This is a genomic window from Defluviicoccus vanus (assembly GCF_014672695.1).
GTDB lineage: Bacteria > Pseudomonadota > Alphaproteobacteria > Rhodospirillales > Defluviicoccaceae > Defluviicoccus > Defluviicoccus vanus.
Genome location: NZ_CP053923.1, coordinates 621,069 through 645,879 on the forward strand (window position 1 = coordinate 621,069; position 24,811 = coordinate 645,879).

24 protein-coding genes and 1 pseudogene are annotated in these 24,811 nt (G+C 64.6%); 7 read left to right on the forward strand and 18 right to left on the reverse strand.

Annotation, left to right across the window (positions count from 1 at the left end; all coding sequences use genetic code 11):
- Window positions 1-48 precede the first annotated feature (48 nt).
- On the reverse strand, window positions 49-1,626 hold the full coding sequence (locus tag HQ394_RS02810; protein ID WP_190261931.1) for a gamma-glutamyltransferase: 1,578 nt from the start codon (window positions 1,624-1,626) through the stop codon (window positions 49-51).
- A gap of 239 nt (window positions 1,627-1,865) precedes the next feature.
- Here HQ394_RS02810 and HQ394_RS02815 point away from each other — a divergent pair, with 239 nt between their 5' ends.
- Together HQ394_RS02815 and HQ394_RS02820 are read left to right on the forward strand one after the other, a co-directional pair.
- Window positions 1,866-3,080 carry an ATP phosphoribosyltransferase regulatory subunit gene (locus tag HQ394_RS02815; protein ID WP_190261932.1) on the forward strand — a complete coding sequence of 405 codons (1,215 nt, stop codon included), beginning with the start codon at window positions 1,866-1,868 and terminating at the stop codon, window positions 3,078-3,080.
- 8 nt (window positions 3,081-3,088) lie between these two features.
- A complete protein-coding gene (locus tag HQ394_RS02820) occupies window positions 3,089-4,387 on the forward strand; it encodes an adenylosuccinate synthase (RefSeq protein ID WP_190261933.1) in 1,299 nt (432 codons plus the stop codon).
- Window positions 4,388-4,645: 258 nt separating this feature from the next.
- Here the strand turns inward: HQ394_RS02820 and HQ394_RS02825 are convergent, their stop codons facing one another.
- Window positions 4,646-6,211, reverse strand: a complete 1,566-nt coding sequence (locus HQ394_RS02825; protein ID WP_190261934.1) for a DEAD/DEAH box helicase — start codon at window positions 6,209-6,211, stop codon at window positions 4,646-4,648.
- A 211-nt stretch (window positions 6,212-6,422) separates the two neighbouring features.
- Between HQ394_RS02825 and HQ394_RS02830 the strand changes: the two genes are divergently transcribed.
- From HQ394_RS02830 to recJ, 5 genes are all read left to right on the forward strand, one after another.
- Entirely contained in the window at window positions 6,423-6,965 is a 543-nt protein-coding gene (locus HQ394_RS02830; RefSeq protein WP_190261935.1) for a hydrolase, read from the forward strand.
- 55 nt (window positions 6,966-7,020) lie between these two features.
- Window positions 7,021-8,595: a methylmalonyl Co-A mutase-associated GTPase MeaB gene (gene meaB / locus HQ394_RS02835; RefSeq protein WP_190261936.1), complete on the forward strand. Its 1,575-nt coding sequence runs from the start codon at window positions 7,021-7,023 to the stop codon at window positions 8,593-8,595.
- A gap of 175 nt (window positions 8,596-8,770) precedes the next feature.
- A complete protein-coding gene (locus HQ394_RS02840) occupies window positions 8,771-9,994 on the forward strand; it encodes an LL-diaminopimelate aminotransferase (protein WP_190261937.1) in 1,224 nt (407 codons plus the stop codon).
- Between the two features lie 77 nt (window positions 9,995-10,071).
- Complete coding sequence (locus tag HQ394_RS02845) at window positions 10,072-11,370, forward strand: homoserine dehydrogenase (RefSeq protein ID WP_223291804.1); 1,299 nt, start codon at window positions 10,072-10,074, stop codon at window positions 11,368-11,370.
- A gap of 7 nt (window positions 11,371-11,377) precedes the next feature.
- Window positions 11,378-13,261, forward strand: a complete 1,884-nt coding sequence (recJ, locus tag HQ394_RS02850) for a single-stranded-DNA-specific exonuclease RecJ (RefSeq protein ID WP_190261939.1) — start codon at window positions 11,378-11,380, stop codon at window positions 13,259-13,261.
- Window positions 13,262-13,268: 7 nt separating this feature from the next.
- Here recJ and HQ394_RS02855 read toward each other — a convergent pair whose 3' ends face one another.
- The 16 genes and pseudogenes from HQ394_RS02855 to HQ394_RS20635 all read right to left on the reverse strand — a co-directional run bounded on the left by HQ394_RS02855 (window position 13,269) and on the right by HQ394_RS20635 (window position 24,811).
- On the reverse strand, window positions 13,269-14,090 hold the full coding sequence (locus HQ394_RS02855) for an inositol monophosphatase family protein (protein WP_190261940.1): 822 nt from the start codon (window positions 14,088-14,090) through the stop codon (window positions 13,269-13,271).
- Window positions 14,091-14,115: 25 nt separating this feature from the next.
- Window positions 14,116-14,685 (reverse strand): annotated as a pseudogene (gene efp / locus HQ394_RS02860) (elongation factor P).
- A gap of 202 nt (window positions 14,686-14,887) precedes the next feature.
- The gene (locus HQ394_RS02865; RefSeq protein WP_190261941.1) at window positions 14,888-16,549 is read right to left on the reverse strand and encodes an EAL domain-containing protein; all 1,662 of its coding nucleotides are present in this window, start codon (window positions 16,547-16,549) and stop codon (window positions 14,888-14,890) included.
- On the reverse strand, window positions 16,525-17,982 hold the full coding sequence (locus tag HQ394_RS02870) for a PAS domain S-box protein (protein WP_223291805.1): 1,458 nt from the start codon (window positions 17,980-17,982) through the stop codon (window positions 16,525-16,527). The genes HQ394_RS02865 and HQ394_RS02870 overlap by 25 nt, the downstream gene beginning before the upstream one ends.
- Before the next feature lie 506 nt (window positions 17,983-18,488).
- Entirely contained in the window at window positions 18,489-19,217 is a 729-nt protein-coding gene (gene hisA / locus HQ394_RS02875) for a 1-(5-phosphoribosyl)-5-[(5-phosphoribosylamino)methylideneamino]imidazole-4-carboxamide isomerase (RefSeq protein ID WP_190261943.1), read from the reverse strand.
- Complete coding sequence (hisH, locus tag HQ394_RS02880) at window positions 19,214-19,858, reverse strand: imidazole glycerol phosphate synthase subunit HisH (protein ID WP_190261944.1); 645 nt, start codon at window positions 19,856-19,858, stop codon at window positions 19,214-19,216. Before hisH ends, hisA begins: the two co-directional genes overlap by 4 nt.
- Entirely contained in the window at window positions 19,855-20,133 is a 279-nt protein-coding gene (locus tag HQ394_RS02885; protein ID WP_190261945.1) for a DUF2628 domain-containing protein, read from the reverse strand. Before HQ394_RS02885 ends, hisH begins: the two co-directional genes overlap by 4 nt.
- A complete protein-coding gene (locus HQ394_RS02890; protein WP_190261946.1) occupies window positions 20,097-20,246 on the reverse strand; it encodes a hypothetical protein in 150 nt (49 codons plus the stop codon). The genes HQ394_RS02885 and HQ394_RS02890 overlap by 37 nt, the downstream gene beginning before the upstream one ends.
- A gap of 70 nt (window positions 20,247-20,316) precedes the next feature.
- Window positions 20,317-20,919, reverse strand: coding sequence for an imidazoleglycerol-phosphate dehydratase HisB (gene hisB, locus HQ394_RS02895; RefSeq protein ID WP_190261947.1), 603 nt, complete (start codon window positions 20,917-20,919; stop codon window positions 20,317-20,319).
- 107 nt (window positions 20,920-21,026) lie between these two features.
- Window positions 21,027-21,593, reverse strand: coding sequence for a CHAP domain-containing protein (locus HQ394_RS02900; protein WP_317628984.1), 567 nt, complete (start codon window positions 21,591-21,593; stop codon window positions 21,027-21,029).
- Window positions 21,594-21,776: 183 nt separating this feature from the next.
- Entirely contained in the window at window positions 21,777-22,154 is a 378-nt protein-coding gene (locus tag HQ394_RS02905) for a DUF423 domain-containing protein (RefSeq protein WP_190261949.1), read from the reverse strand.
- 64 nt (window positions 22,155-22,218) lie between these two features.
- Window positions 22,219-22,461 (reverse strand): DUF1178 family protein, encoded by a 243-nt coding sequence (locus HQ394_RS02910; protein ID WP_190261950.1) that lies wholly within the window; start codon window positions 22,459-22,461, stop codon window positions 22,219-22,221.
- 328 nt (window positions 22,462-22,789) lie between these two features.
- Window positions 22,790-23,089, reverse strand: coding sequence for a DUF2442 domain-containing protein (locus HQ394_RS02915; protein ID WP_223291807.1), 300 nt, complete (start codon window positions 23,087-23,089; stop codon window positions 22,790-22,792).
- A complete protein-coding gene (locus tag HQ394_RS21005; protein ID WP_190261952.1) occupies window positions 23,005-23,325 on the reverse strand; it encodes a DUF4160 domain-containing protein in 321 nt (106 codons plus the stop codon). Before HQ394_RS21005 ends, HQ394_RS02915 begins: the two co-directional genes overlap by 85 nt.
- Before the next feature lie 32 nt (window positions 23,326-23,357).
- The gene (locus HQ394_RS02925; protein WP_190261953.1) at window positions 23,358-24,242 is read right to left on the reverse strand and encodes a glutamate synthase subunit beta; all 885 of its coding nucleotides are present in this window, start codon (window positions 24,240-24,242) and stop codon (window positions 23,358-23,360) included.
- Window positions 24,227-24,811: an FAD-dependent oxidoreductase gene (locus HQ394_RS20635; RefSeq protein ID WP_190261954.1), complete on the reverse strand. Its 585-nt coding sequence runs from the start codon at window positions 24,809-24,811 to the stop codon at window positions 24,227-24,229. The genes HQ394_RS02925 and HQ394_RS20635 overlap by 16 nt, the downstream gene beginning before the upstream one ends.

Genomic DNA, 24,811 nt, shown 5'->3' on the forward strand with positions numbered 1-24,811 from the left:
CTCAACCCCTTCGCTTACGTGAGAAATGCGGCCCTGCCTGCTCGCGGGTCAAGCGGCCGCGACAGCGCCGCCACGACGCGCATCGGCGGCAGCGTCGAGAGCGCCGCCCCTCCCGCACATTGCCGCGTGTACACCACCGAAAAACATGCTGGGACGATCCCAGCGCTCCATCGTCTCCGCCTCCGTGGCCAGATGACGGAGCGCCGCTTCGTCGAATCCTGGCTCAACCGAAACCTTGTTTCGCTCCCAGTGCAGACGTGGTGATGCCACCGCCTGCTCCAGAGGTTGCGCAAAGACCAGCAGATTGAGCGCAACCTGTAGAATCGCCGAGCGAATACGGTTGGAACCGCCGGAGCCAAGAACGATGCGCTGACCGCTGGCGTCATCGATCAACGTTGGCGCCATCATCGATCCCATTCGCATGTCGATGGGCCAACTACCGATCCCGTCGGGGCTAAGGTCATCCTCGCCCAGCATGTTATTGAAGAGGATGCCGGTGCCCGGCAACAGATAGCCGGAACCGGAGCCGTTAGACAGGGTGAGCGCAGCGGCATTGCCCTCGGCATCGACAACACTCACATGCGTCGTGCCGTGCCGACTAACCGGCCGCTGGTTGAGTGCCACCTCAAGTTCGCCTGCGAGTGCGGTGATACGCGCCGGCGCCAGCAGCGATGCCGCCTCTGCGGGTGGCAAGGCGTGGATACGGCTGCGGTAACGCTCGTCATCGATCGTTGCCAGCACACGCACCAAGCGTTGGAGATGCAGCGGTGAGCCGAAGCGCGCGGCACTGAGGCCGTCCGCAGGCATCAGCAGCAAACCGAGGCCGACGAGAAGGCCGCCGACAGCGGGCGACGGATTGAGCGTGATCTGCGCGCCGAACCGCTGCAGCAACAACGGCAGCCGCCGTTCCACCTGGTATCGCTCTAGATCCTGACGGGTAAGATATCCACCGTGCGCCGCACATTCGTCTGCGAGCAAACGCCCCATCTCACCGCGATAAAACAGATCGTCACCTTCGACGGCGAGAATGTCGAGCGCGTCGGCGAGTTCGGGCATGCGCAGCATCTCGCCCTCGCCCACCAGTTCGCCCGGCCGCGATGGGCTGGCGAACAACGCCGCGGTGTCTGGGCGGTGCTGCAGGATTGCCGCAACGATGGTCGCGACGTCAGCCTGCGTCGCATTGACGCGGACTCCGGCGCGCGCCAGTGCCACCGCAGGCTCCAGGACTTGGCGCATCGGCATACGGCCGAGATCGCGATGCGCGGCAAACAGGCCGCGGATCACACCGGGGGTAGCAATGCTGCCGAGCCCCACATGGAAGGTCTGTCGCGTGGCACCAAAATCGGCTTCCACCGCTTGGAGATCAACGTCATCGTCCGGCCGTTTGCGACAGGGTGTCTGGGTGAAAAAATCGTAGATCGCCGTATGCGCCGGAAAGCTGATGCGCCGGTCGCGGACGAGGAGGAAACCACCGCCGCCGAGCGAGGCGAGCACCGGTTCAGCGACGCACGCGACCGCAAGGCCCGCCAGCGCCGCGTCCACCACGCTGCCGCCCGCCGCAAGCACATCTGCCGCTGCACTTGCCGTCTCCGGGTGACCGGCTGCCACTACGCCCTTCGTTGCCACATCGCTTCCCTTCGGTGCTAAGCACACTCCGGGCGGGTGCTAGCCAGCGGCGCAGGTCGAGTCAACCATTCGCCAAAAGTCGCAGCCGCTAAGCCAACTGTCGTCGCCCGGCGCAATTCCGCTTTCTAGCGCCCGACGCATCTGCTTAAAAGCGGCGGGGGATCAGGGCGGCTGACTGTTCGTGACTGCGGACCGGCCCATAACGCCTCGCGGACGCAAAGGCGATACCATTGGCGATAATGAGCAACGGGACAAATTCGGCCCTGCTGCCGGCCGGTCTGATGGATGTGCTGCCGCCGCGTGCTGCCTTCGAGGCGGCAACGGTAGAGCGACTGATGAGCAGCTTCGCCTTGTTCGGCTACGAACGGGTGAAATCACCGCTGATCGAATTCGAAGATACGATGCTGGCAGGTTCAGCCGCCGCTCTGACCACGGAAACCTTCCGGTTGATGGATCCGGTTTCACAGCGGATGCTGGCCTTGCGACCAGATGTGACCATGCAAGTGGCACGCATCGCTACCACCCGCCTCGCCCATTGGCCGCGACCGCTTCGTCTTGGCTACGCGGGTCAGGTGCTGCGCGTGCGGGGCAGCGAGCTGCGACCGGAGCGCCAACTGGGTCAGGTGGGAGCAGAGATCATCGGCACCGATGCGACCGCAGCAGGTGCCACCGCCGCTGACGTGGAAGTAATCCTGATGGCAGCGACGGCGCTGACCGATGTGGGCGTCGAAGGGCTCAGTGTCGATCTGGATCTGCCGACGCTGGTACCGGCAGTGCTTGCCGACCGGACGATCGACCCGGCAACGACCGCGCGGCTGCGCGTCGCCCTCGACCGCAAGGACGTGGCTGCCGTCCTTGCCGAGGCAAATGCCATCGGTGACGATCTGGCGGCGATCCTCGCCCGTTTGATTACCGCCTGCGGTCCGGCCGAAGCGGCGCTGCAGGACATTATGGCCATCGACCTGGCGCCCACTGCCGCCGCCGAACGGCAGTTGCTGGCCGAGGTATTCACCCGTCTGCGCGCCGCGGCACCCAATCTGCAGCTGACGATCGATGCGGTGGAGAATCGCGGCTTCGAGTACCATCGCGGCATCGCCTTCACGCTCTTTGCTCGCGGCGTGCCAGGAGAACTGGGACGCGGTGGCCGTTATGTGACCCCGGGCGGCGAGGCGGCCACCGGTGTAACCCTGTTCATCGATGCAGTGATCGCCACCCTGCCCTTGCCACCACCCACGTTGCGCCTACTGGTGTCGGCGGAAACGCCTCCGGATGTGGGTCAACGGCTGCGGCGCGACGGCTGGACGGTCATTGCGCTCCTCGATACCGTTGCCGACTTGCCGACCGAGGCGAAGAGACTGGGCTGCAGCCACATCTTGCACGAGAATGCGGTCCAGGCAGTGACGCATGTTGCCGACAACGAAGCCGGCCGCGCCGGCACGAACCAAGCCGGGTAAGAGTAACGATGGCGAATGTAGTGGTAATCGGCGCCCAATGGGGTGACGAGGGAAAAGGCAAGATCGTCGACTGGCTATCGCAGCGTGCCGACGTGATCGTCCGCTTTCAGGGCGGACACAACGCCGGACACACGCTGGTGATCGATAGCGTCACCTACAAGCTCAGCCTGCTGCCCTCTGGCGTCGTCCGGCCAGACAAGCTGTCAGTGATCGGTAACGGTGTCGTCCTCGACCCCTGGGCGCTGCTGAGCGAAATCGATCTCCTGCGCAGTCAGGGGGTTAGGGTGAGTCCGGACAATGTCCGTGTCGCTGAAAACGTGCCACTGATCCTGCCACTGCACCGCAACCTCGACAAGGCACGTGAGGTGGCGGCCGGTAAGGCGCGANNGATCGGCACCACCGGTCGCGGCATCGGCCCTGCTTACGAAGACAAGGTGGCGCGACGGGCGATCCGACTCGGTGACCTGGCGGACCCTGGCGTGGGNGTCGAGGAGAAGATCGAGGCGCTGCTCTTTCATCACAATGCACTGCTGCGCGGCCTCGGCATGCCGGAGGAGAACGGCGACGCGCTGGTGACGGCATTGCTGGACATCGCACCGCAAGTGCTCCCCTATGCGGATACGGTGTGGAAGACGCTCGACGAGGCGCGACGGGCTGGCCGGCGCATCCTTTTCGAGGGGGCGCAGGGGACGATGCTCGACATCGATCACGGCACCTACCCGTTCGTCACTTCGTCAAATACCGTCGCCGGGCAGGCAGCCGCCGGATCAGGTCTCGGCCCGACGGCGCTCGATTACGTCCTCGGCATCAGCAAGGCGTACACAACGCGGGTCGGTTCGGGACCGTTCCCAACTGAACTCGACGACGAGGTGGGCCGGCTGCTCGGCGAGCGCGGCCGCGAGTTCGGCACTGTCACCGGCCGCGCCCGGCGTTGTGGCTGGTTCGATGCGGTCCTCGTCCGCCAGGCGGTGAAGGTGAACGGTATCTCTGGCATCGCCCTGACCAAGCTCGACGTGCTCGACGGCTTTGAACAGATCCAGGTCTGCACCGGCTACCGGCTCGATGGTGAGTTGTTTGACCACCTGCCTGCCTCGTCGATCCGTCAGGCGCGCGTAGAGCCTATCTACGAGGTCATGGAAGGCTGGAGCGACAGCACNCAGGGGGCCCGCCGCTGGGCCGACCTGCCGGCAACCGCGGTCAAATACATCCGCCGCATCGAAGAAATGATCGAGGCACCGGTGCACCTGCTGTCCACCAGCCCCGAGCGCGACGACACGATCATGGTCCACGACCCGTTCGTCGATTGACGTCCCCTCACTGCCGATCATGGCGTCACAGATGAGGCCGAAAGTGCAAGCCCCGGTCTTTTCGACCACGCGTCCGGACGATCCGTTCCCGAGGAAACGGACGTGCTCCGTCTTTTGCCGGCGAAAGCGCTCGGCATCTGCGATGGCGACTGCATCAAGACGTCGTTGCACGAAGGTGTCTAAGCCCAGGCGACTCCACGGGGCTACAGCGGCAAGCCGCTGCCGTGCCGACCATCGTGAACAGGCTGCTTGGAAACGTCAGCTAGGCTTTTTGCGCAGGGTGGGCTCGCGCAGCATGAAGGCGGGGACGTGATCGCCCATGCCGACGACGGGGATGTCGGGCGGCTCCTTGCTGCGGCGGGGGCTGCGGCCGCGGGCGGGCGGCGGGGGAGGAGGAGCCGGGTTGATCACCGCAGGTTTGCGGGCGGGGGCGCCGCTGGACGACCGACGTGCCGTCGCCCGTGCCATCTCCGACGAACCTATCTCCGATGAGCGGGACGGCAGCGCCTCGGCATCACGCTGGCGTGGTGGCGCAAGCTCGGCAGGCTGGGTCGCTGGCAGCGCTGCCTCCACCGGTCGCCGGCCGCCGGTATGCGTCGCACTGTGCCGCTGCTTCTCCGCCGGCTTACCACCGCGGCGGCGATGCTTGCCGTTGCTGGAGGTAGACGGAGCGAGGTCGGCGGTTGCAGTGCCGCCAACGGCGATCCGCGGGATCTCCGTGCCAATCAGCCGCTCGATCGCCGTGACATATTTGCCGTCCTCCGGTACCGCCACGGTAAAGGCACGCCCCAGGCGTCCGGCTCGGCCAGTACGGCCGATTCGGTGCACATAGTCCTCGGCGTTGCTGGGAACGTCGTAATTGAAGACGTGACTGACGCCCTCGATGTCGAGACCGCGCGCTGCCACGTCGCTGCAGACAAGCAGCCGCGTTTCGCCGCGGCGAAACTGCTCCAGCACCTCGGTGCGAGTCGCCTGGGCGAGATCGCCGTGCAGCATCGTCGCATCATAGCCGTGACGCACCAGTGAGCGATGCAGGATGCCGACCTCGCGCTTGCGATTGCAGAAGATCAGCGCCGTAGTGACCTGTTCCTGCTCGATCAGCCGCCGCAACGCCTCACGCTTTTCCTTCAAGCCGCCGGCGCCGCTATGGGAGACGATCACAATCCCTTGCGTCAACGTCGCCGCCGGCGTCGCCGGGGCGGAGATGATGATCTCCTTCGGATTGTTGAGGAAGGCGTCGGCGAGGCGACGGATCATCGGCGGCATGGTGGCGGAGAAGAACAACGTCTGCCGCGTCCGGTTCACCAGCGAGACGATCCGCTCCACATCGGGGATGAACCCCATGTCGAGCATCCGGTCGGCTTCGTCGATGACCAGGGTGCGCACGTCGTTGAGCAGGAGCTTGCCGCGATCGAACACATCGAGCAGACGCCCAGGGGTGGCGATCAGCACGTCGACGCCTCGATCGAGCACCTTCAGCTGGTCTCCCATCGACTCGCCGCCGATCAGCAGGCCCTTGTTAAGCTTGTGATACTTGCCATAGAGGTCGAAGGCCTCGGCCACCTGCGCCGCCAACTCCCGCGTTGGCTCGATGATCAGGGCACGCGGCATGCGCGCCTTGGCGCGGGCCTGCGACATGATATCGATCATCGGCAGTGCGAACGACGCCGTCTTGCCGGTGCCGGTCTGGGCACAGCCAAGAATGTCACGCCCCATCAGAATGTAGGGGATCGCCTGTTCCTGAATTGGAGTCGGCTGCGCATAGCCGGCATCCGCAACGGCACGCAAAACGTCTGCGCTTAACTGAAGGTCGGAAAAGAGCATTGATCGCCGATAAGGGGGCCAAAGCGATATTTACCTGCTCGCCTCACGCGAGCTACGGCCATGTGATGAGCATCATAGGTACAAATCGTTGCTGTTTCAATGCTTCGAATCAGGCGATTGGCCGCTCGGGGAAGGCTTGGCCGCGGGGGTGGGTTGCGATAGGGTCATGGCAGGCTTTGTCCATGGTCACGTGACCGGTGAGAATTGACAGATGTTGCTGCAAGCCGACCAATCGAGCCTGCTCGTCGTTGATATTCAGGAACGGCTAGCGCCGGCGATCGCCGACCGGGAGGTGCTGATCGCGCGCACCGCGACGCTGATCGAGGGGGCGGGACAACTGGGCGTTCCGATCCTGGTCTCCGAACAGTATCCGAAGGGCCTCGGCCACACCGTCGCTGCCCTCGCCCCGCTGCTAGAGACCGAGCAAACAATTACCAAGACCCACTTTTCCTGTATGCGCGAACCCGGCTTCGCCGACCGCATGCGCCAAACCGGGCGCAAGCAGACGGTTGTCGTCGGCATGGAAGCGCACGTCTGCGTGCTGCAGACGGTGCTCGATCTGCTGGCGCAGCGATTCGATGTTTTCGTCGTTGCCGATGCCATCGGCGCACGGACGGCGGAAAGCAAGTCGCTGGCGATTGAACGGATGCGTACCGCGGGTGCCAGTGTCGTTACGGTGGAAATGGTGCTGTTCGAATGGCTGGAACGGGCGGACCGGCCCGAGTTCCGACCGCTCAGCAGCCTGATCCGCTGAGGGTTTTAAGAGGGGACCGGTGAACGAGCCCCGCAGAGGGCTGGAGACAACAACCATGACGCAGCCTAACTTACTGCCCTACAAGGGAATATATCCAAAGCTGGGGGCGCGCGTGTTCATCGCGCCAACGGCGACGGTGATCGGCGACGTGGAAATCGAAGACGACGTCAGTATCTGGTTCGGCTGCGTGCTGCGCGGCGATGTCAATGTCATCCGCGTCGGTGCCCGCAGCAATATTCAGGACGGCACGGTGGTGCACGTGGCCAAGGACACGGTGGGAACCTACATCGGCGCGGACGTCACCATCGGTCATATGGCGCTGCTGCATGCCTGCACCCTGGAGGATCGCGCCTTCGTCGGCATGCGGGCAACGGTGATGGACCTGTGCGTGATCGAAAAGGGCGGCATGCTGGGTGCCGGTGCCCTGCTCACTCCAGGCAAGCGTATCGGCGCCGGCCAGTTGTGGACGGGCTCGCCGGCAAAATACCTTCGGTCGCTGACGCCGGCCGATCTGGCGGCGACGGCGCATCTGGCGCCCCGCTACGTCGACCTTGCCAACGACTATCTGAGCGCACAGCCGCAGACCGGGGAGCGGATGCACATGACTAAATCGGTGGAAACCCTGGCCAGGGGCGCCGCGACGGCGACTCTGGCCGTCTCAAGCGCAGAACCGGGTGTCCCTGCCCTCCTCGCCGCGGTGCTCGCTGGCGAGCGCAAGGCCGTCGCCCGGGTGATGTCGATTGCCGAAACGACGACGACGACGCGACGGCCGATCCTCGCCGCCATCCACCGCGCCGCCGGTCGGGCGCACGTGGTCGGTCTTACCGGGGTGCCCGGCAGCGGCAAGTCGACCATGGTCCGCGCCCTGGCGCAGCAGTACCGCGCCCGCGGCCAGACGGTGGGGATTGTCGCCATTGATCCGTCGAGCCCGTTTTCCGGCGGTGCGATCCTCGGCGATCGCATCCGGATGCTGGAACTGGCGGGCGATGACGGCGTGTTCATCCGCAGCCTCGCCACCCGCGGCGCTTTGGGTGGCCTCGCCCGTGCCAGCCACGATGTGGTGGACGTTCTTGATGCAGCCGGGTTTGATGTCATCCTGATCGAGACGGTGGGCGTCGGCCAGGACGAGGTGGATATTGTCCAGTCGGCGCACACGGTGGTGGTGGTCTCGGCGCCGGGTCTCGGCGACAACATCCAGGCGATCAAGGCGGGAGTGCTGGAAATCGCCGACGTGCATGTGGTCAGCAAGTGCGACCGCCCGGATGCATCGGAGACGGTTGCCAACCTTCGGGCGATGCTGCGGCTGGGTGCGATGACAGGGAATCAGCGCTCCTCGTGGTCGGTACCGGTGCTGGCGACCAGCGCCCAGAATCGGGAAGGCATCGGCGATCTGGTTGATGCCATCGCCGGCCATGGGCAGTATCTTCGGGAGTCGGGCGAACTGGCACTGCGGCGACGGCGCATCCTGGAGATGCGCGTTCTCAAGTCGGCGGAAGACATCATTCGCGACCGCCTACTGCGGCGCGGCCGCTCCCAGCTTGATGGCCTGCTCGATCAGACGATGGAGGGCACCATTGACCCCTTTGGGGCCGCCTGCCAGTTGCTCGATGCCTGCGAGTGGCCTGGATAGGGAGCGGCCAGCTTAACCGCCGCCTGCTGCGCATGGCGGCATCCCCGCCGCCATTGTCAGATTTGCTTGACTTTGCACAGGTGCTTCGACTAGCGGAAGCTGAGGCATTTTCATCTGACGCGGTGACGAACTGTCGCCACTGCCGCATGCCGACCCGATCCCACTGGAGACATCGATGGACAAGGACTTTTTCAAGATCCGGCGCCTGCCGCCATACGTGTTTGCTGAAGTCAACGCGATGAAGGCGCGCGCCCGAGCTTGCAACGAGGACATCATCGACTTCGGCATGGGCAATCCGGATTTCCCGACCCCGCCGCATATCGTCGCCAAACTGACGGAGACGGTCGTCGATCCGCGCACCCACCGGTATTCGGAATCGCGTGGCATCAAGGGATTGCGCCGGGCACTGGCGGGCTATTACGAGCGCCGGTTCGGCGTCTCGGTCGATCCTGAAACCGAAGTGGTTGTCACCCTCGGCTCAAAGGAGGGGCTTGCCAACCTGGCTTCGGCGATCTCGAGCCCGGGCGACATGATCCTCGTCCCCAATCCCAGCTATCCGATCCACCAGTTCGGCTTCATCATCGCCGGTGCTTCGGTGCGCAACATCCCGGTGAAACCCGACGGCGACTTCCTCGCCGCACTTGAACGGGCGGTGCAGCACAGTGTGCCGAAGCCGGTAGCCGTGGTGCTGAACTATCCGAACAATCCCACTGCCGAGGTCGCAACACTCGATTTCTACGGTCAAGTGGTGGATTTCTGCCGCCATCACGAGATCTACATCCTCTCCGATGTTGCCTACGCCGAGATCTACTTCGACGGCAATCCGCCGCCGTCGATCCTGCAGATTCCCGGCGCCAAGGACCTGGCGGTGGAATTCACCTCGATGAGCAAGACCTATTCCATGCCGGGGTGGCGTATCGGCTTTGCCTGCGGCAACGCGCGGCTGATCGCGGCACTGGCGCGGGTGAAGTCCTATCTCGACTACGGCGCCTTCACCCCGGTGCAGGTGGCCGCCGCCGCGGCACTGAACGGACCACAGGACTGTGTGGTGGAGATGCGCGAGCGCTATCGGCAGCGGCGCGATGTCCTGATCGGCGGCCTGAAGGCAGCCGGCTGGGATCTGCCCTCGCCGCCGGCGACCATGTTCGCCTGGGCACCGATCCCGCCGGCCTTTCGCCATCTCGGTTCGGTCGAGTTCGCCAAGCTCGTCCTGCGCGAAGCCAAGGTGGCCGTGGCACCCGGTCTCGGTTTCGGTGAGCATGGCGACGGCTTCGTCCGCTTCGCTTTGGTCGAAAACAGCCACCGCACGCGCCAGGCAGTCCGTAGCCTCAAGTCCTTCCTCGGCCGTTATCACAACGTCGTCGAGATGGCAGAGAAGCGGATGACACCCGCCGAATAGCGCACGCAGGCCAGAACACCCCACCTCACCGCGCCGCCCAACGGGTGGCGTGGTGGTGAAGCGTCAGCAACGAAAGGATGATACGCGTGTCCCGACCCCTCAAGGTGGCGGTCGCCGGGCTGGGTACGGTCGGCGGCGGCACGGTCAAACTGCTGCAAGCGAACGCGGCACTCCTCGCCGAACGCACCGGTCGCCCGGTTGTCATCACCGCCGTTGCCGATCGCGACCGGCGGGACCGCGGCCTGTCGCTTGACACCTATCGCTGGTTCGACGACGCCGTCGCCATGGCCAGTGACGCCGATGCCGACGTGGTGGTGGAACTGATCGGCGGCGCCGGTGGCGTCGCGCTCAAGGTCTGCGAAGCGGCGATCGCCGCCGGGCGTCACGTGGTCACCGCCAACAAGGCGCTGATCGCCCACCACGGCATGGCGCTCGCCGCCGCCGCCGAGGCGAAGGGCCTGACCCTTGGCTACGAAGCCGCGGTCGCCGGCGGCATCCCGATCATCAAAAGCCTGCGCGAGGGGCTGGTGGGCAACCACGCCCGGCGCGTCTATGGCATCCTCAACGGCACCTGCAATTACATCCTCACCCAGATGCGCGAGACCGGCCGCGAATTCGCCACCGTGCTGGCCGAGGCGCAGGCGCTGGGCTATGCCGAAGCCGACCCCAGCTTCGACGTGGATGGCATCGATACCGCGCACAAGCTCGCCATCCTTGCCAGCGTCGCCTTCGGCTGCACCCTCGACTTCGACGCCGTCCACATCGAAGGCATCCGGCACGTTGCCGCGGTGGATATCGCCTTCGCCCAGGAACTAGGCTACCGGATCAAGCTCCTCGGCATTGCCACCCAGACGGAAGCCGGCATCGAGCGCCGCGTGCATCCGTGCATGGTCCGGCTCGACACCCCCATCGCCCAGGTGGATGGCGTCTTCAATGCGGTGGTCATCGATGGCGACTTCGTCGACCGCGTCGTCCACGAAGGACGTGGTGCCGGTGAGCGCCCGACCGCATCGGCAGTGGTCGCCGATATCGCCGATATTGCCCGTGGCCGCAACGTACCCACCTTCGGCGTCCCGGTGGCCACCCTGCACGCTGCCCCGGCAGCACCGATGAGCGAACACCGCGGTGCGTTTTACGTCCGGCTGATGGTTCTCGACCGCCCGGGCGTTTTCGCCGACATCGCCGCCATCCTCCGCGACCATGACGTGTCAATGGAAGCGGTGCTGCAACGCGGCCGTGCCCCCGGTGAACCGGTGCCAGTGGTGATGACGACGCATGATACCGCTGAGGCGGCGATGGTGCACTCGCTGGTGAAGATAGGCGAGCTGGGCAGTTCGGCCGAGCCGCCGCGAATGATCCGCATCGAACCCTTCTGAGCCGCCGATGCAGGCGGCTGCGGGACACGAGACAGCGGCGACGGCGCCGACGTTTCTCGGCGTCGAGCGATCGCTGACCGGGCGGCGATGGATCGGGCACGACGCTGACGACGATGCGATCGACAACCTGGCCCGTGCGCACGGACTGCCGGAGGTGATCTGCCGGCTGCTCGCCGTGCGCAATATCGGCATCGCCGAGGCCAAGCACTTCCTGAAGCCAACGCTACGGCACCTGCTGCCTGATCCATCGCGGTTGCAGGCAATGGCGATGGCGGCGGATCGCCTCGCGGCCGCGGTGATGCGAGGCGAGCGGGTTGTCGTCTTCGCCGATTACGACGTTGACGGCGCCACCTCGGCGGCGTTGCTGCTGCGCTTTCTCGCCGCCGCCGGCCTTGTCGCCACCCACTACGTTCCCGACCGGATCGGTGAGGGCTACGGCCCAAATGCGCCAGCGCTACTGCGCTTGCGCGCCGACGGTGCCAGCGTCGTCGTCACCGTCGACTGCGGCAGCACCGCCGGGGAGGCGCTGACCGCCGCCGCCGCCGCCGGGCTCGAAGTGATCGTCGTCGATCATCACCAGTGCGCCGATGTGCTGCCGCCGGCACGTGCCATCGTCAATCCCAACCGCCCGGACGATGACAGCGGTCAGGGCCATCTGGCGGCCGTTGGTGTCGCCTTCCTCCTCACCGTCGCCACCAACCGGGCGCTGCGCACAGCCGGCTGGTACGCCCGCCGTCGCGAGCCGGATCTGCGCCAGTGGCTCGATCTGGTGGCGCTCGGTACCGTCTGCGACATGGTGCCGCTGCGCGGTCTCAACCGCGCCTTCGTCCGCCAAGGGCTGGTGGTCATGGCTGGCGGCAGCAACGCCGGGGTGCAGGCGATCGCCGCTAGCGCCGGTATGACTGAAGGCATCAGCGCCGCCGACCTCGGCTTCGTTCTTGGCCCGCGGATCAACGCCGGTGGCCGGGTGGGCGAGGCCGATCTCGGCACCCGCCTTCTCGCCACCGATGATCCGGCCCTGGCGCGGACGCTGGCGGCACGGCTCGAAGCGCACAATCGCGATCGGCAGCAGGTGGAACGCCGGGTACTGGAGCAGGCCATCGCCCAGGTGATCGACGGGAGCGCCGACAAGGGGCCGCTGATCTGGGCTGCCGACGAAGGTTGGCATCCGGGCGTTGTCGGCATCGTTGCCAGCCGCCTCGTCGAACGCTTTCACAAGCCGGCCATTGTCGGCGCCGCAAGTCGTGGTGGTGCCGGTGATGGTGGTGGCAATGATGCCAAGGTCGTCGCTTCGGCGCGATCGGTGCCCGGGATCGATTTCGGCGCCGCGATCAAGGCGGCGATGGCGGCAGGATTGCTGCTCAAGGGCGGCGGTCATCCAATGGCAGGCGGCCTCACCGTCGCCGCCACGCGGATGGATGACCTTATCGCCTTTCTCACTCAGCACATCGAAAGCCAGCGCGGCGGCATCGCCCATCAGCGTCCGCTGCACCTGGAGGTCGCGCTGTCGCTGGCAGCGGTGGCGCCACCGCTGTTGCAGACGCTGGCCGATCTCGCCCCCTTCGGCAGCGGCAACCCGGAGCCGGTGTTTGGCTTTTGTGCCGTGCAATTGCAGCGAGCAACGCCCGTCGGCACCGACCACCTCCGCTGCCAGCTAAACGACGGCCGTGGCGGCAGCGCCGTGGCGATGGCATTTCGCGCCGCAGGGTCACCTTTGGGGCAGGCATTGCGCGGTCTGGCCGGCAGCTCGGTCCACATTGCCGGCCGCCTCCGTCCGGGACGCAACGGCAGGCCCCCTTCATCGTCATCGAGGACGCTGCCCTCCCCTACTGAGGCGGGAGATAGCGTGGGGCGATCGCTGAGCAGGCAGCCTTTGCCCGCACGGTGGTGAGAACCCGCTAGCTGCTGCCGGTTGCGGCGGTTATGGCGCTGGGACGGACCAGGGCCAACAGGTCCTCGTGAAGGCCTGTGTTGGTGGCCAGAATGCCGGCACCCTTGAGCATGCCCCTGCCGCCTGCAAGATCGGTGACGAAGCCGCCCGCCTCCCGCACAAGGACGATGCCGGCAGCAATGTCCCATGGGTTGAGGCCGTTCTCCCAATAGCCGTCATAGCGGCCGGCGGCGACGTAGGCGAGATCGAGCGCGGCGGAGCCGTAGCGGCGCACCCCGGACGTGGTTGCCATCACCCGCTCCAGCTGACGCAGCAACAGCTGGTGGTCGGGAATGCCCATGAAGGGAATCCCGGTGGCGAACAGTGATTCCTGCAGTTTTCGCCGGGCCGAAACACGAATTCGGCGGCCATTGAGGAAAGCGCCCGTGCCACGCTCGGCCACATACATCTCGTCCGACACCGGATTGTAGATCACGCCAGCGTACAGTTCGCTATCGCGCTCCAGGGCGATGGAAATGGAGAAATGCGGAATGCCGTGAAGGAAATTGGTTGTCCCGTCGAGCGGATCGATGATCCAGCGGTTGGAGGTGTCGCTGCCGACGACAGTGCCGGCCTCCTCCATCAGCAGGCCATAGGCCGGGCGGGCCCGCTGCAGCTCGCCGGCGACGATTTCCTCGGCGCGGCGGTCGGCGCGAGAGACATAGTCGGCAGGTCCCTTCTTCGAGACCTGCAATTGTTCCAGTTCGCCGAAATCGCGGATCAGGCCTTTCGCCGCCTTCAGTGCGGCTGCGGTCATCACGTTCAGCAGCGGTGAGCGGTAAGTGGCCATCGTCGGCACCGGCGCCTAGCGCCGCTCAGTCTTTCGCCCGCTCCAGATAGCTGCCATCCGCGGTGCNNTGATGACCACGCGAGTCCCCGATTCCACGTGCGGCGGCACCATCACCCTCAGGCCGTTCTCAAGCACAGCCGGCTTGTAGGAGGAAGCAGCCGTCTGTCCCTTGACCACCGGGTCAGCTTCGACGATGCGCAAGGTGACGCTCTCCGGTAGCTGCAGGCTGATCGGCTCGTCCTCGTAGAACTCGATGGTCACGTTCATGTTCTCCTGGAGATAGCCGATCTGGTCTTCGCCGATGTTGTCCTTGTTGAGGGCAACCTGATCGTACGTCTCCGTATCCATAAACGTGTACATATCGCCGTCGGTGTAGAGGAACTGGAACGACCGCTGGTCGAGGCGCACCTTCTCCACCGTTTCCGCAGAACGGAAACGTTCATTGAGCTTGGTGCCGTCGCGGATGTCCTTCAGCTCTCTGCAGATAGGCGCCGCCCTTGCCCGGCTGGGTGTGCATGATCCGCACGGCACGCCAAAGACGGCCCTGGTGCTCGATGATCATTCCGGGGCGAACGGCGTTGCCGCTTATCTTCATGACGTTGCCTTGCCGATGTAACAGGTTGGGTCGGGGTGACAGATTGGAAAGTGTGAGCGGAAGCTAGCAGGAAGGCCGGCGGGGGCAACCCGGGGGTGGCGCCCGAAATTGGTGACCGGAATTGGTGGCCAGAAAAGAGGCGGCGACTGCAGCGTCGACCCTGTGGAGAGGCTGGCCGTCGCGAGAGGGTGAAATCTACCGCCTACGCGGGCAAATGGCTCTGCAGCAACTGCTCTAGCGGCTGCGGCGCACCAAAGACATAGCCTTGCGCGTAATCGACACCGAGGTCGCGCAGGCAACACGCTGTCGCCCCATCGTGGACATACTCGGCAACGGTGACGATGCCGAGTATGTGCCCCACCTCGTTGATCGCCGCCACCACCGCAGCGTCATGGGCATTGCGGCAGACATTGCGGACGAAGGAGCCGTCGATCTTCAGATAGTCTGCCGGCAATTCACGCAGGTAGCGGAACGACGACAGGCCGGTGCCGAAGTCATCCAGGGCAAAGCGGCTGCCATGCGCCCGGATGACGGCGACAAACTCCTGCGCCTGTTCCAGGTTCTGGATCGCCGCCGTCTCGGTAAGCTCAAAACACATCCGATCCGAACGCACATCGTACTGGGTAAACTGATGCAGAAGGAAGGCGGCGAAATCCTCGGTATTCAATGAGTCGCCACAGAGATTGATCGCCAATTCGACACGCTCACCCGCTCCATTCAGCGACGCGTGGGCACGAAAGGCGCGATCGATCACCCAGCGATCGATCGCTGTCATCAGGCCAAAGCGTTCGGCAGCCGGAATAAATGCGTCGGGCAGGATGATGCCGCCGTCGGGAGCAATCATCCGCAACAGCACTTCGTAATGATATAGCGTGCCGGATTCGCTGTTCAGCGACACGATCGGCTGGCCGTAGAGGCAGAACCGGTCCTCGGCCAATGCATCGCGCAGCGTTGCGGCGACAAGCATCTGGGCATGATGCGGTGACGGCTGCGCCCCCTGGCGCCGATAGACGTGAACCCGGTTGCGTCCCCGCTCTTTTGCCGTGAAACAGGCAACGTCGGCCTCCGCCAGCACCGCCTGGGCGCTTGCGGTTTCGCCGTTGACCGGGACCACGCCAGCACTGGCACCGATCTGAAAGCGACGCCCCTCCCAAGTGAACCGCCACTCGCGGAAACTGGTGACGATCGATTCGGCGATCCGCGTCGCTTCCTCGAGACTGCAGTGCTCCAGGAGGACGGCGAACTCATCGCCACCGAGCCGGGCGAGGGTATCGCGATCGCGAAACTTTCCGATCAGCCGTTCGCGCACCTGTTGCAGCAGCAGATCGCCGACCGCGTGCCCCGCCGTGTCGTTGACCAGTTTGAACTGGTCGATATCGAAGTAGCACAGCGCATGCTCGATCCCGGCATTACGCGCCGCCGCGACCGCCTCTTCGAGGCGCTGCTCGAATTGGCGTCGGTTGGCAAGCCCAGTCAGCGCATCGTGTGCCGCCTCATGCGCCAGTTGGCGAGTGAGCCGGCGCGTCTCGCCGACATCCTGGAACACCAAGACGGCGCCGAGCACGGTGCCATCACGGTCGCGAATAGGCGCCGCAGTGTCAGCGATCAACCGCTCCCGGCCACAGCGACTGACGAGAACGGTATGGTCGTCCGGACCAACGATCCGTCCTTCCTCCAGGCAGCGTCTGACCGCATCGGCGGCCGGAGCACGCGTCAGTTCGTTGATGACGGCAAAGACGCTCTGCAGGGGGTTGCCCGCAGCCTCGGCACTGCTCCAGCCGGTCATCACCTCGGCCACCGGGTTGAGGTATTCGACACGATAGTTTGGATCGGTGGTGATCACCGCATCCCCGATCGAATGCAAGGTGACCTGGGCGCGCTAAGCATCTCGCGAAACAGCGTGTCTTCCGTCTGCTTGCGCTGACTGATGTCTTCCGTGAACAGGGTGACGCCGCCAATCAGGCCCTCGGCGTCATACCAGGGCTGCAATTCCCAGCGCAGCCAGATCGCCGTGCCATCGGGACGGACAAACCGCTCGCCCGGCGAGCGTTCAACCGCACCACAAAGACATCGCTGGTGGATGGCGCGCCAATGCGGTGGATTCTGCGGCAGCACCTCATAGTGCGATCGACCGATCAAGCCGTCGTCATCGATGTCGAAATCGGTGATGAAGCGTCGACTCGCACCCAGATAGCACATATTACGGTCGAACATGGCGATCGCCACCGGTGCCGCATCGATGAAGCGCCGCAGCATTGCTTCCCGGTCATGCAACGCCTGCTGAGCCAACCGCACATCGGAGATGTCGGTCGACGTGCCGATCCAGGTCTCCACCCGCCCGTCATCACCGCGAATCGCGACGGCTCGCTTTTTGAACCAGCGATAAACCCCATCGGCGCCGCGAACCCGCGCCTCCGTATCGTAGGGTTCCTGCGTGTCGATCGAGTGCTGCCAAACGGTCAGTAAGCGTTGACGATCGTCCGGATGGATGGCTTCGATCCAGCCGTCGCCGGTCTGCGATGCCTCGGTACGACCGGTGTAGACCGCCCATTGCGGGCTGGAGTCGGTGCAAACTCCCTCGGCATCGCAGATCCAGACCAACTGCGGCAGCGCTTCGACAAGCCTGCGCAACCGCTCTTCTCCCCGCAGGCGCTCGGCCGCGAGCAATCGCTCACGCTTGGCGCGAACGCTCAGCGCCGCAAACGTGCCGATGGCGCCAGCAAACAACACAATGAACCCGAAGCCGATGGCGGCAATCATGTACTGTTGATGGGCACGCTGCTGGTCCGCCGCTGCTTGCGTTGCTGAGGAAATCCCGTAGCGTCGCTCCTCCGCGACGACGACGGCGCGGAGCACCTCCTCCAGGTGTTGCGCCAACTGCGCACTTTCCCGCAGGTGCTGCGGCAACCGTGCGTTGTCAGCGCCGGCACCGAACGCCTCCTCGACGGCTACGTCCAGCGAATCCAGCCACTGAAATGTAAGATCCTCCAGTTGCTGCAGCCCGTCTGCTTGCGGCTGATTGTCGCTGCTAAACTGGCGCAGCAGTTCGACCCGTCGCACAATATCGCTTCGTGCCAAAGTCCATGTCCGCAGACGTTCAGGTGCTGCATCGAGCAACACCTCGCGCTGGCTGAGTTCAGCCTGGCGGATGGCTAGCTGCATCTGCTCGCCAGCAAGGATGAGGTCGTTTGCTGGTGTTGCGCTGCCGCCGGCCGGGCGAACCTCACCGGGCTTGATCAACTCTGTCACAAGGTAGATCAGACTGCCGGCAAGGATCATCGCGATCAGCGCCGGCATGAAAACACGCTTCCATCCCGTAGCACCACGCTCACCCGATGCGAGCGCCGTCAGCGCCACGCAGGCGGTGACGCTTGCCCCCCGGCGGTCAGCCACAGCTCGTGAATGCTGCTTAAATCAAGCATGATCAAAGGACGACAATGGCAAAGATCGTCGTGGCGAAACGACGATGTCTGCGCACGACGCCTGACGATGCAACCTCACTGCCGACGGTCGTTCTACTCCAACTTGCACAGAAGCCCCGGAATCTGCAAATTATGACTTATTTTATCCACATTACCTTATTATCGCCAAAAGAATGCCACCCACGTTAGCATAGGCGTCCCCCTTTTGGTGTACTTTATTTCAGATCTTACAAGCCCCCAAAGTGGCGCAGCAAATCGCCGCGCGGCTGAGGCGATGCGCGCCTGTCTTCGCGTCAATCTGTGGATGCAAGGCCAGATCGTCGCTTGGCCAACGGTTGGTGAGCCGAGCGAAATACGCCCGTGGTCAGCGAAGCCGGTCTATCAGCTCTTTTCCACGAGGTGGATCGCCGCGCTGGCGTCGATACGACCGTCGTAGAGGGCGCGACCGGAAATGACGCCGGCGATGATGCCGTCGCCGGCCGCCTTCAGTGCCTGGAGATCGGCCAGCGACGACACGCCACCCGATGCAATCACCGGAATGCCGATGGCTCGTGCGAGTGTCACCGTCCCGTCCACGTCGGCGCCGCTCAGCACGCCGTCGCGACCGATATCGGTGTAGATGATAGCGCTGACCCCGGCGCCTTCGAAGCGACGGGCGGCATCGATCACCGAGGTCTCGGTCTGCTCACTCCATCCCTGCAGGGCAACGCGACCGTCGCGGGCATCAAGACCGACGGCGATCCGGCCGGGGTAGCGCCGGCAGGCCTCGATCACCAGCGCCGGTTCACGAACAGCAACGGTTCCGAGAATGACCCGGGCGATGCCCCGCTCGATCCAGTGGGCGATGCGATCCAGAGTGCGGATGCCGCCACCGAGTTGAACCGGCATCGTCACCGCGGCAAGGATCGCATCCACCGCTGCCCCGTTGACCGGTTTGCCGGCAAAGGCGCCATCCAGATCGACCACATGTAGCCATGACGCGCCGGCGGCGGCGAAGACGCGCGCCTGGTTGGCCGGGGAATCGTTGAAGACGATGGCGGTCGCCATCTCGCCTTGCTGCAGCCGCACGCAGCGGCCGCCTTTCAGATCGATCGCGGGAAAGAAGATCATGGCCGCCAGCCGAGAAAGTTGGTGATCAGCCGCAGTCCCGTCGCCTGACTCTTCTCCGGGTGAAACTGGGTGCCGACGAGATTGTCGCGGCCGATTACCGCACTGACGGGGGCGCCATAGTCGACCGTCGCCAGCACCCGGCGCGGATCGGCAGGAACAAAGGCATAGGAGTGGACAAAATAGGCATGCGCACCGGAGGCGAGCCCGGCCAGGACCGGATGCGCCGGCGCCGCGATCCGCAGATCGTTCCAGCCCATGTGCGGAATTTTCAGCCCCTCGCCCGCTGCCGGCAGCAGCGCCACCTCGCCTTCGATCCAGCCGAGCCCCGGATGATCGCCATGCTCGCGACCCACCGTCGCCATCAACTGCATGCCTACGCAGATGCCGAGGAATGGCCGCCCCTTCTCCAGCACGGCGCTGGCCAAGGCGTCGCTCATGCCGGGGAGGCCGAGCAGTCCGCGCCGGCAGTCGGCGAAGGCGCCCACACCCGGCAGAACGATCCTATCGGCGGCGGCAACCTCATCCGCATCGGCGGTCACTCGTATCCGCGCATCGACATCCGCTTCGGCGACGGCACGCTCGAAGGCCTTTGCCGCCGAGCGCAGGTTGCCCGAGCCATAATCGATGATGGCGACGATCATCGCACCAGTCCTGCCGTTAGCAAGGCGTGCTGATCGAAGAATCGCTGCATCGCTTCGTCATTGCTCCGGGCGGCTACCACACCCACCTCGGCGTAACCGCGCCGGAACAGTGTCCAGCGGCGCAGGTCGTTGGCAAGCCAGCCGATCACGATGGAGAGTCCGAAGGAGATCGCCCCCTGTGTGATCGGATCCAGCCCAACTTCCATCGCCAGACTGCCCCACAGCAGTTCAACCGCGATCAAGCCCAGGGCGACCAACCACAACCCCGAGCCCAATGCCCAAAGCCCGGAGAAAAAAACGCCAGCCAGCTGAAGCCCTCGCGCACCAGGATGACGTCGCGATCGAGGCGTTGCGTCGGCGTGCGGACGTGAACGGTATAAACACGCATGGCTGGGCTCACGTTTGCCGAAGAGGGTAGCGCCAAACAAAGCGGCGCTCCGGCCGCCGATCTGCGTCGCTCACAGCGATCCCCCGAGCACACCCTTGGTGGAAGGGACCGCATCGGCGCGGCGTGGATCGATCTCCGCCGCCTGACGCAACGCTCGAGCAAGCCCCTTGAAGCAGGACTCACAGACGTGATGGTTGTTGTCGGCGTACAGCGTCTCCACGTGCAGCGTCAACCCGGCGTTGAGGGCGAAGGCATGGAACCAGTGCCCCACCAGCTCAGTGTCGAGCTGACCCAGCTGCGGCTGGGTAAACGCCACCTTCCAGAGNNCCAGGAACGGCCGCCCAGAGACATCGATGACGACGCGGGTGAGCGTTCCGTCCATCGCCGACAGCGCCTCACCGAAGCGGCGGATGCCGCGCCGGTCACCAAGCGCCTGGCTTACCGCCTGACCGAGGACAATCGCCGAGTCTTCGGTGGAATGATGGCCATCGATGTGCAGGTCGCCGTCCACCGTCAGGGTCAAGTCGATGAGGCTGTGGCGGGCGAGTTGCGCCAGCATGTGATCGAGGAAGCCGATCCCGCTCGCTACGTCGTAGCGGCCGCTGCCATCGAGATCGAGGGCGGCGTGGATCGTCGTTTCGGCAGTCTTGCGGTCAACAGTGGCAGTTCGCATGATCACAGTCGTCGGCACCAGAGGAGCGCTCTTGTAGCAGGATCACTGCCAAGCCGCCAGTCGTGGCCGCCGCCCTTATCGACGGCGGCGAGGGTTGTCGACTGTACTCAGCGCCCCTGTTGCGCCAGCTCGATAGCGCGCGGAACCGCCGCCGTCAGTTGGTCGGGTGAGATCGGCTGGTCGGGCAGGATAAAGCCTTCTGTGGGATAGGCGCTCACCCCCAGCTGTCCCGTCGGCGGCCACCAGACGCGCACCAGGGTCCAGTCGTTGGCCGCCGAAACATCGATCACCGGCTGATCGGCGGCGATGGTGTCACGCATCCAGTTGGCATGCGTCACCCGGATCTCACGTTCGCCCACCTGGGCGGAAACCACCGCCAAGTGACCGCGTGCCAAGCGGGNGGAACGATCGAAGACAAGCACCGCGCCCACCTCCGGCGTGCTGCTGCGAGCGTAGAAGCCGTCCGCTTTCCACCACCAGTCGGCAGCGTTGCCGCTCAACCGTACCCCGGAGAGTGCCCGCGCGAATGGCACGCACTCAATGCCATAGCCACCGCTGAGTCGATGGCAGCGCCGACGGTGCTGCGCTGGTGGCCGGCTGCTCGGACGACGCACAGGCCGCCAGCGACAGTGCCGCCAACAGGCCGAACCCGGCCACCACCCACCAGGCGCCACCTAGCCGACGCCCGCACTGACGATCAGACGAAAGACAAGCGAGGCCCATGGCGATGAGAGTGCAGATCGACGCAGGCGTGGGCAAGGCCAGCGGCTAGCCGCCTTCAATCAGCGACGTCTTTCATGCCGGCGGAGCGTCCAGTGCAGTTGGCGCAGGAACGGCGATTCGCAGTGCTACGGCGTTCACGACCGTCGCCAGTTGCGCACGGCAAAGACGATCAGCAGCAGCCAGCCCAGCATCAGCAGCATGCCGCCGGCGGGCGCCGAGCCGGCAAAGGGCACCGCACCGATGATCGCAAACCAATAGAGCGAGCCGGAAAAGAGCACGATGCCAATGATGAACGCGGCACCGGCGATCGCCACCAGCCGTCGATCGCGCGCAGCCACGGACGCCAGCCACGCCACAGCTAGCAGTGCCAGGGCGTGGGTAATCTGGTACTGCGAGGCGATCGCGAACATCTCGCGTGCGTAGGCGTCGAAGGGTCCATGCCTGCCGTAGGCGCCGGCGGCAACCGACAGCAAGCCGTTGATCGCCGCCAGAAGCAGAAAGGCGTTGCTCATCGTCGCACCGGATCGCACGTCGACGGGAACGGTTGCGTCGGCCGCACCGCGCCGCCGCAGCGGATCAAGACCCCATCATCGCGCAGCCGCCGGTGCCACAGGCGGGCATGCCGCACGGTGTCGCCGGCACGGCGGCAGCCGACCCGCCATTGACCCGCGGCGCCATCAGCGCCTTTTCGATGTGGGTATCGCCGCAGCTCGGGCATGTCAGGTCGTGTGCCGCTGTCCGCTCTTCAAATTCGGTGGAACTCCTGAACCACTCCTCGAAGGTGTGCCCCTGGGTGCAGCGAAGGTCAAAAACGATCATCGAACGCTACCTCCAAAGATGCCTAGCTTTAGTTTGGCCCGCTGCGGTGTACCAGAGCGATCAATTTCAAAAAGCTCCGGATGGTCATCGATCCGCGCTGACACTTGGTTTGCAGGCGGGCGCTGGCCATCTTTGGGGCGGCGATACAAGTCGTGCTCGGCTATCAACTGAGCAATTTCCTCTGCTGCCAGTCCGTCAGCTCTTCCAACCAAAACTACGGCAATTGCTTCATGTAGATAAAGATTTAGCTTACAATCAGATTTGGATATTGACACTTACCACGCTACCTCGGCTACAGGAATCGTCGGCGGAAAGTCCGCACAAAGCTTTAGGTAGCGTGGCCTTGCAACCGCAACGCCCCGTAATCGCGCTCCCAATCTTCCGGGTGCGCGTTGTACCACAGGGCGTCCGCATCAATCTCCACGTCACCCGGCCAGCCTATAGCTTCGCCGTCGTCAACGACCCGCAGGGCCGAAACGAAGACATCAGGGTCGGCTCTGAGCGGAGCAGTGACCTCGCCCGTAGCTACGAAATCAGACAGATCTATAAGCGCGCACTCATTCTGTTCAAACAGCACTTCGATTTTGAAGTCAGGCCGCCCACGCACCGCCTTAACCTTGTGCAGCATCTTTGATCCTCGATCCTGAGCAACGGCTCCTTACGTCGAGCTCTGTGCCAATTAGCATACAGCTCCGCGTGATGCCGGATCGTCCACTCACGAAGTCGGGCAAAGTCTTGCGGACGCATTTGTCCCTCAATCTCTGCGACGACAAGCTCTTCCAGGTCGAACTTGGCACGAAAACCACTCGCCCGCACGTGAAAATGCGGTGGCTCGTGATCGTCATAGTAGAAGAGAATCGCCATACCGAAGATGATTGCAACAGTCGGCACCGCCTCTACCGTGGCAGCTCCGAGTAGCCCATGAGGAACTCGTCGACGGAGCGGGCGCACTGGCGGCCTTCGCGGATCGCCCAGACCACCAGCGACTGCCCCCGGCGCATGTCGCCGCAGCTGAACACCGTGCTCCGGCTGGTCTGATAGGCGCCCTCATCGGCGTCGGGGTCGGCTTTGACGTTGCCGCGTTGGTCGAGGTCCACTTTCAGGCCGCTGATCAGCGCATCGTGCACCGGATGGACGAAGCCCATAGCGAGCAACACCATATCTGCTTCCAACTGGAAGGCGCTGCCTTCCACCTCCACCATGCGGAAACCGCCCTTGTCGTCCTTCTGCCAGTCGACCCGCACCAGTTCCAGAGCTACGACCCGGCCGTCGCGGCCGATCGCCCGCTTGGCGGACACCGACCAGTCGCGATTGCAGCCCTCTTCGTGCGAGGAGGACGTCCGCAGCTTCAGCGGCCAAAGCGGCCAGCTCATCGCCTTGTCCTCCTTCTCCGGCGGACGTGGCAAAATCTCCAGCTGGGTTACCGATGCCGCACCCTGGCGGATCGACGTGCCGACACAGTCGGAGCCGGTATCGCCGCCGCCGATCACCACCACCTTGCGGCCGCCGGCGAGAATCGCGATCTCGTCCGGAACTACGCCGCCGGCGACGCGCGTGTTCTGCTGGGTAAGGAAATCCATGGCGAAATAGATGCCATCAAGCTCGCGACCGGCCACCGGCAGGTCACGTGGATGCTCGGCACCGCCGGCAAGCACCAGTGCGTCGTACTCGCGGACCAACTGCTCCACCGGGATGCTGACGCCGACGTGACTGTTGGGACGGAACTCAACCCCTTCCGCCTGCATTTGCGCCATCCGCCGATCAATCAGATGCTTGCCCATCTTGAAGTCGGGAATGCCATAACGAAGCAGCCCCCAATGCGGTCGCGCTTCTCATAGACGACGACGGTGTGACCGGCGCGGGCAAGCTGCTGGGCACAGGCGAGGCCGGCCGGGCCGGAGCCGACCACGGCAACCCGCTTGCCGGTGCGGTGCGCCGGAATCTCCGGCCGCACCCATCCCTGCTCCCATGCATGGTCGATGATCGAACACTCAATCGACTTGATGGTAACGGGGGTGTCTTCGATGTTCAGCGTGCACGCCGCCTCGCACGGGGCGGGGCAGACCCGTCCGGTGAACTCCGGAAAGTTATTGGTGGAGTGCAGCACCGCCAACGCGTCTCGCCACTGGCCGTGAAAGACGAGATCGTTCCAGTCAGGGATGATGTTGTTGACCGGACAGCCGTTGTGGCAGAAGGGAATGCCGCAATCCATGCAGCGGGCCCCCTGTCGGCTGAGATCCGCCTCCGGCAGCGGCAGGACGAACTCCTGCCAGTGCTTGATGCGCTCGTTGACCGGCTCGTACGCGCGGTCACGCCGGGTGATCTCCTTGAATCCGGTGGGCTTTCCCAT

What these genes read in the sequence shown, in the direction of transcription:
- HQ394_RS02815 (WP_190261932.1), top strand. Translation starts at nt 1,866, where the DNA reads ATGAGCAACGGGACAAATTCGGCCCTGCTGCCGGCCGGTCTGATGGAT.
- HQ394_RS02905 (WP_190261949.1), bottom strand. Translation starts at nt 22,154, where the DNA reads ATGAGCAACGCCTTTCTGCTTCTGGCGGCGATCAACGGCTTGCTGTCG.
- HQ394_RS02890 (WP_190261946.1), bottom strand. Translation starts at nt 20,246, where the DNA reads ATGCGTGTTTATACCGTTCACGTCCGCACGCCGACGCAACGCCTCGAT.
- HQ394_RS02840 (WP_190261937.1), top strand. Translation starts at nt 8,771, where the DNA reads ATGGACAAGGACTTTTTCAAGATCCGGCGCCTGCCGCCATACGTGTTT.
- HQ394_RS02925 (WP_190261953.1), bottom strand. Translation starts at nt 24,242, where the DNA reads ATGGGCAAGCATCTGATTGATCGGCGGATGGCGCAAATGCAGGCGGAA.
- HQ394_RS02910 (WP_190261950.1), bottom strand. Translation starts at nt 22,461, where the DNA reads ATGATCGTTTTTGACCTTCGCTGCACCCAGGGGCACACCTTCGAGGAG.
- HQ394_RS02825 (WP_190261934.1), bottom strand. Translation starts at nt 6,211, where the DNA reads ATGCTCTTTTCCGACCTTCAGTTAAGCGCAGACGTTTTGCGTGCCGTT.
- hisA (WP_190261943.1), bottom strand. Translation starts at nt 19,217, where the DNA reads ATGATCTTCTTTCCCGCGATCGATCTGAAAGGCGGCCGCTGCGTGCGG.
- meaB (WP_190261936.1), top strand. Translation starts at nt 7,021, where the DNA reads ATGACGCAGCCTAACTTACTGCCCTACAAGGGAATATATCCAAAGCTG.
- HQ394_RS20635 (WP_190261954.1), bottom strand. Translation starts at nt 24,811, where the DNA reads ATGGGAAAGCCCACCGGATTCAAGGAGATCACCCGGCGTGACCGCGCG.
- HQ394_RS02845 (WP_223291804.1), top strand. Translation starts at nt 10,072, where the DNA reads ATGATACGCGTGTCCCGACCCCTCAAGGTGGCGGTCGCCGGGCTGGGT.
- HQ394_RS02870 (WP_223291805.1), bottom strand. Translation starts at nt 17,982, where the DNA reads ATGCCGGCGCTGATCGCGATGATCCTTGCCGGCAGTCTGATCTACCTT.
- HQ394_RS21005 (WP_190261952.1), bottom strand. Translation starts at nt 23,325, where the DNA reads ATGGCGATTCTCTTCTACTATGACGATCACGAGCCACCGCATTTTCAC.
- hisH (WP_190261944.1), bottom strand. Translation starts at nt 19,858, where the DNA reads ATGATCGTCGCCATCATCGATTATGGCTCGGGCAACCTGCGCTCGGCG.
- recJ (WP_190261939.1), top strand. Translation starts at nt 11,378, where the DNA reads ATGCAGGCGGCTGCGGGACACGAGACAGCGGCGACGGCGCCGACGTTT.
- HQ394_RS02855 (WP_190261940.1), bottom strand. Translation starts at nt 14,090, where the DNA reads ATGGCCACTTACCGCTCACCGCTGCTGAACGTGATGACCGCAGCCGCA.
- HQ394_RS02915 (WP_223291807.1), bottom strand. Translation starts at nt 23,089, where the DNA reads ATGCTGCACAAGGTTAAGGCGGTGCGTGGGCGGCCTGACTTCAAAATC.
- HQ394_RS02830 (WP_190261935.1), top strand. Translation starts at nt 6,423, where the DNA reads ATGTTGCTGCAAGCCGACCAATCGAGCCTGCTCGTCGTTGATATTCAG.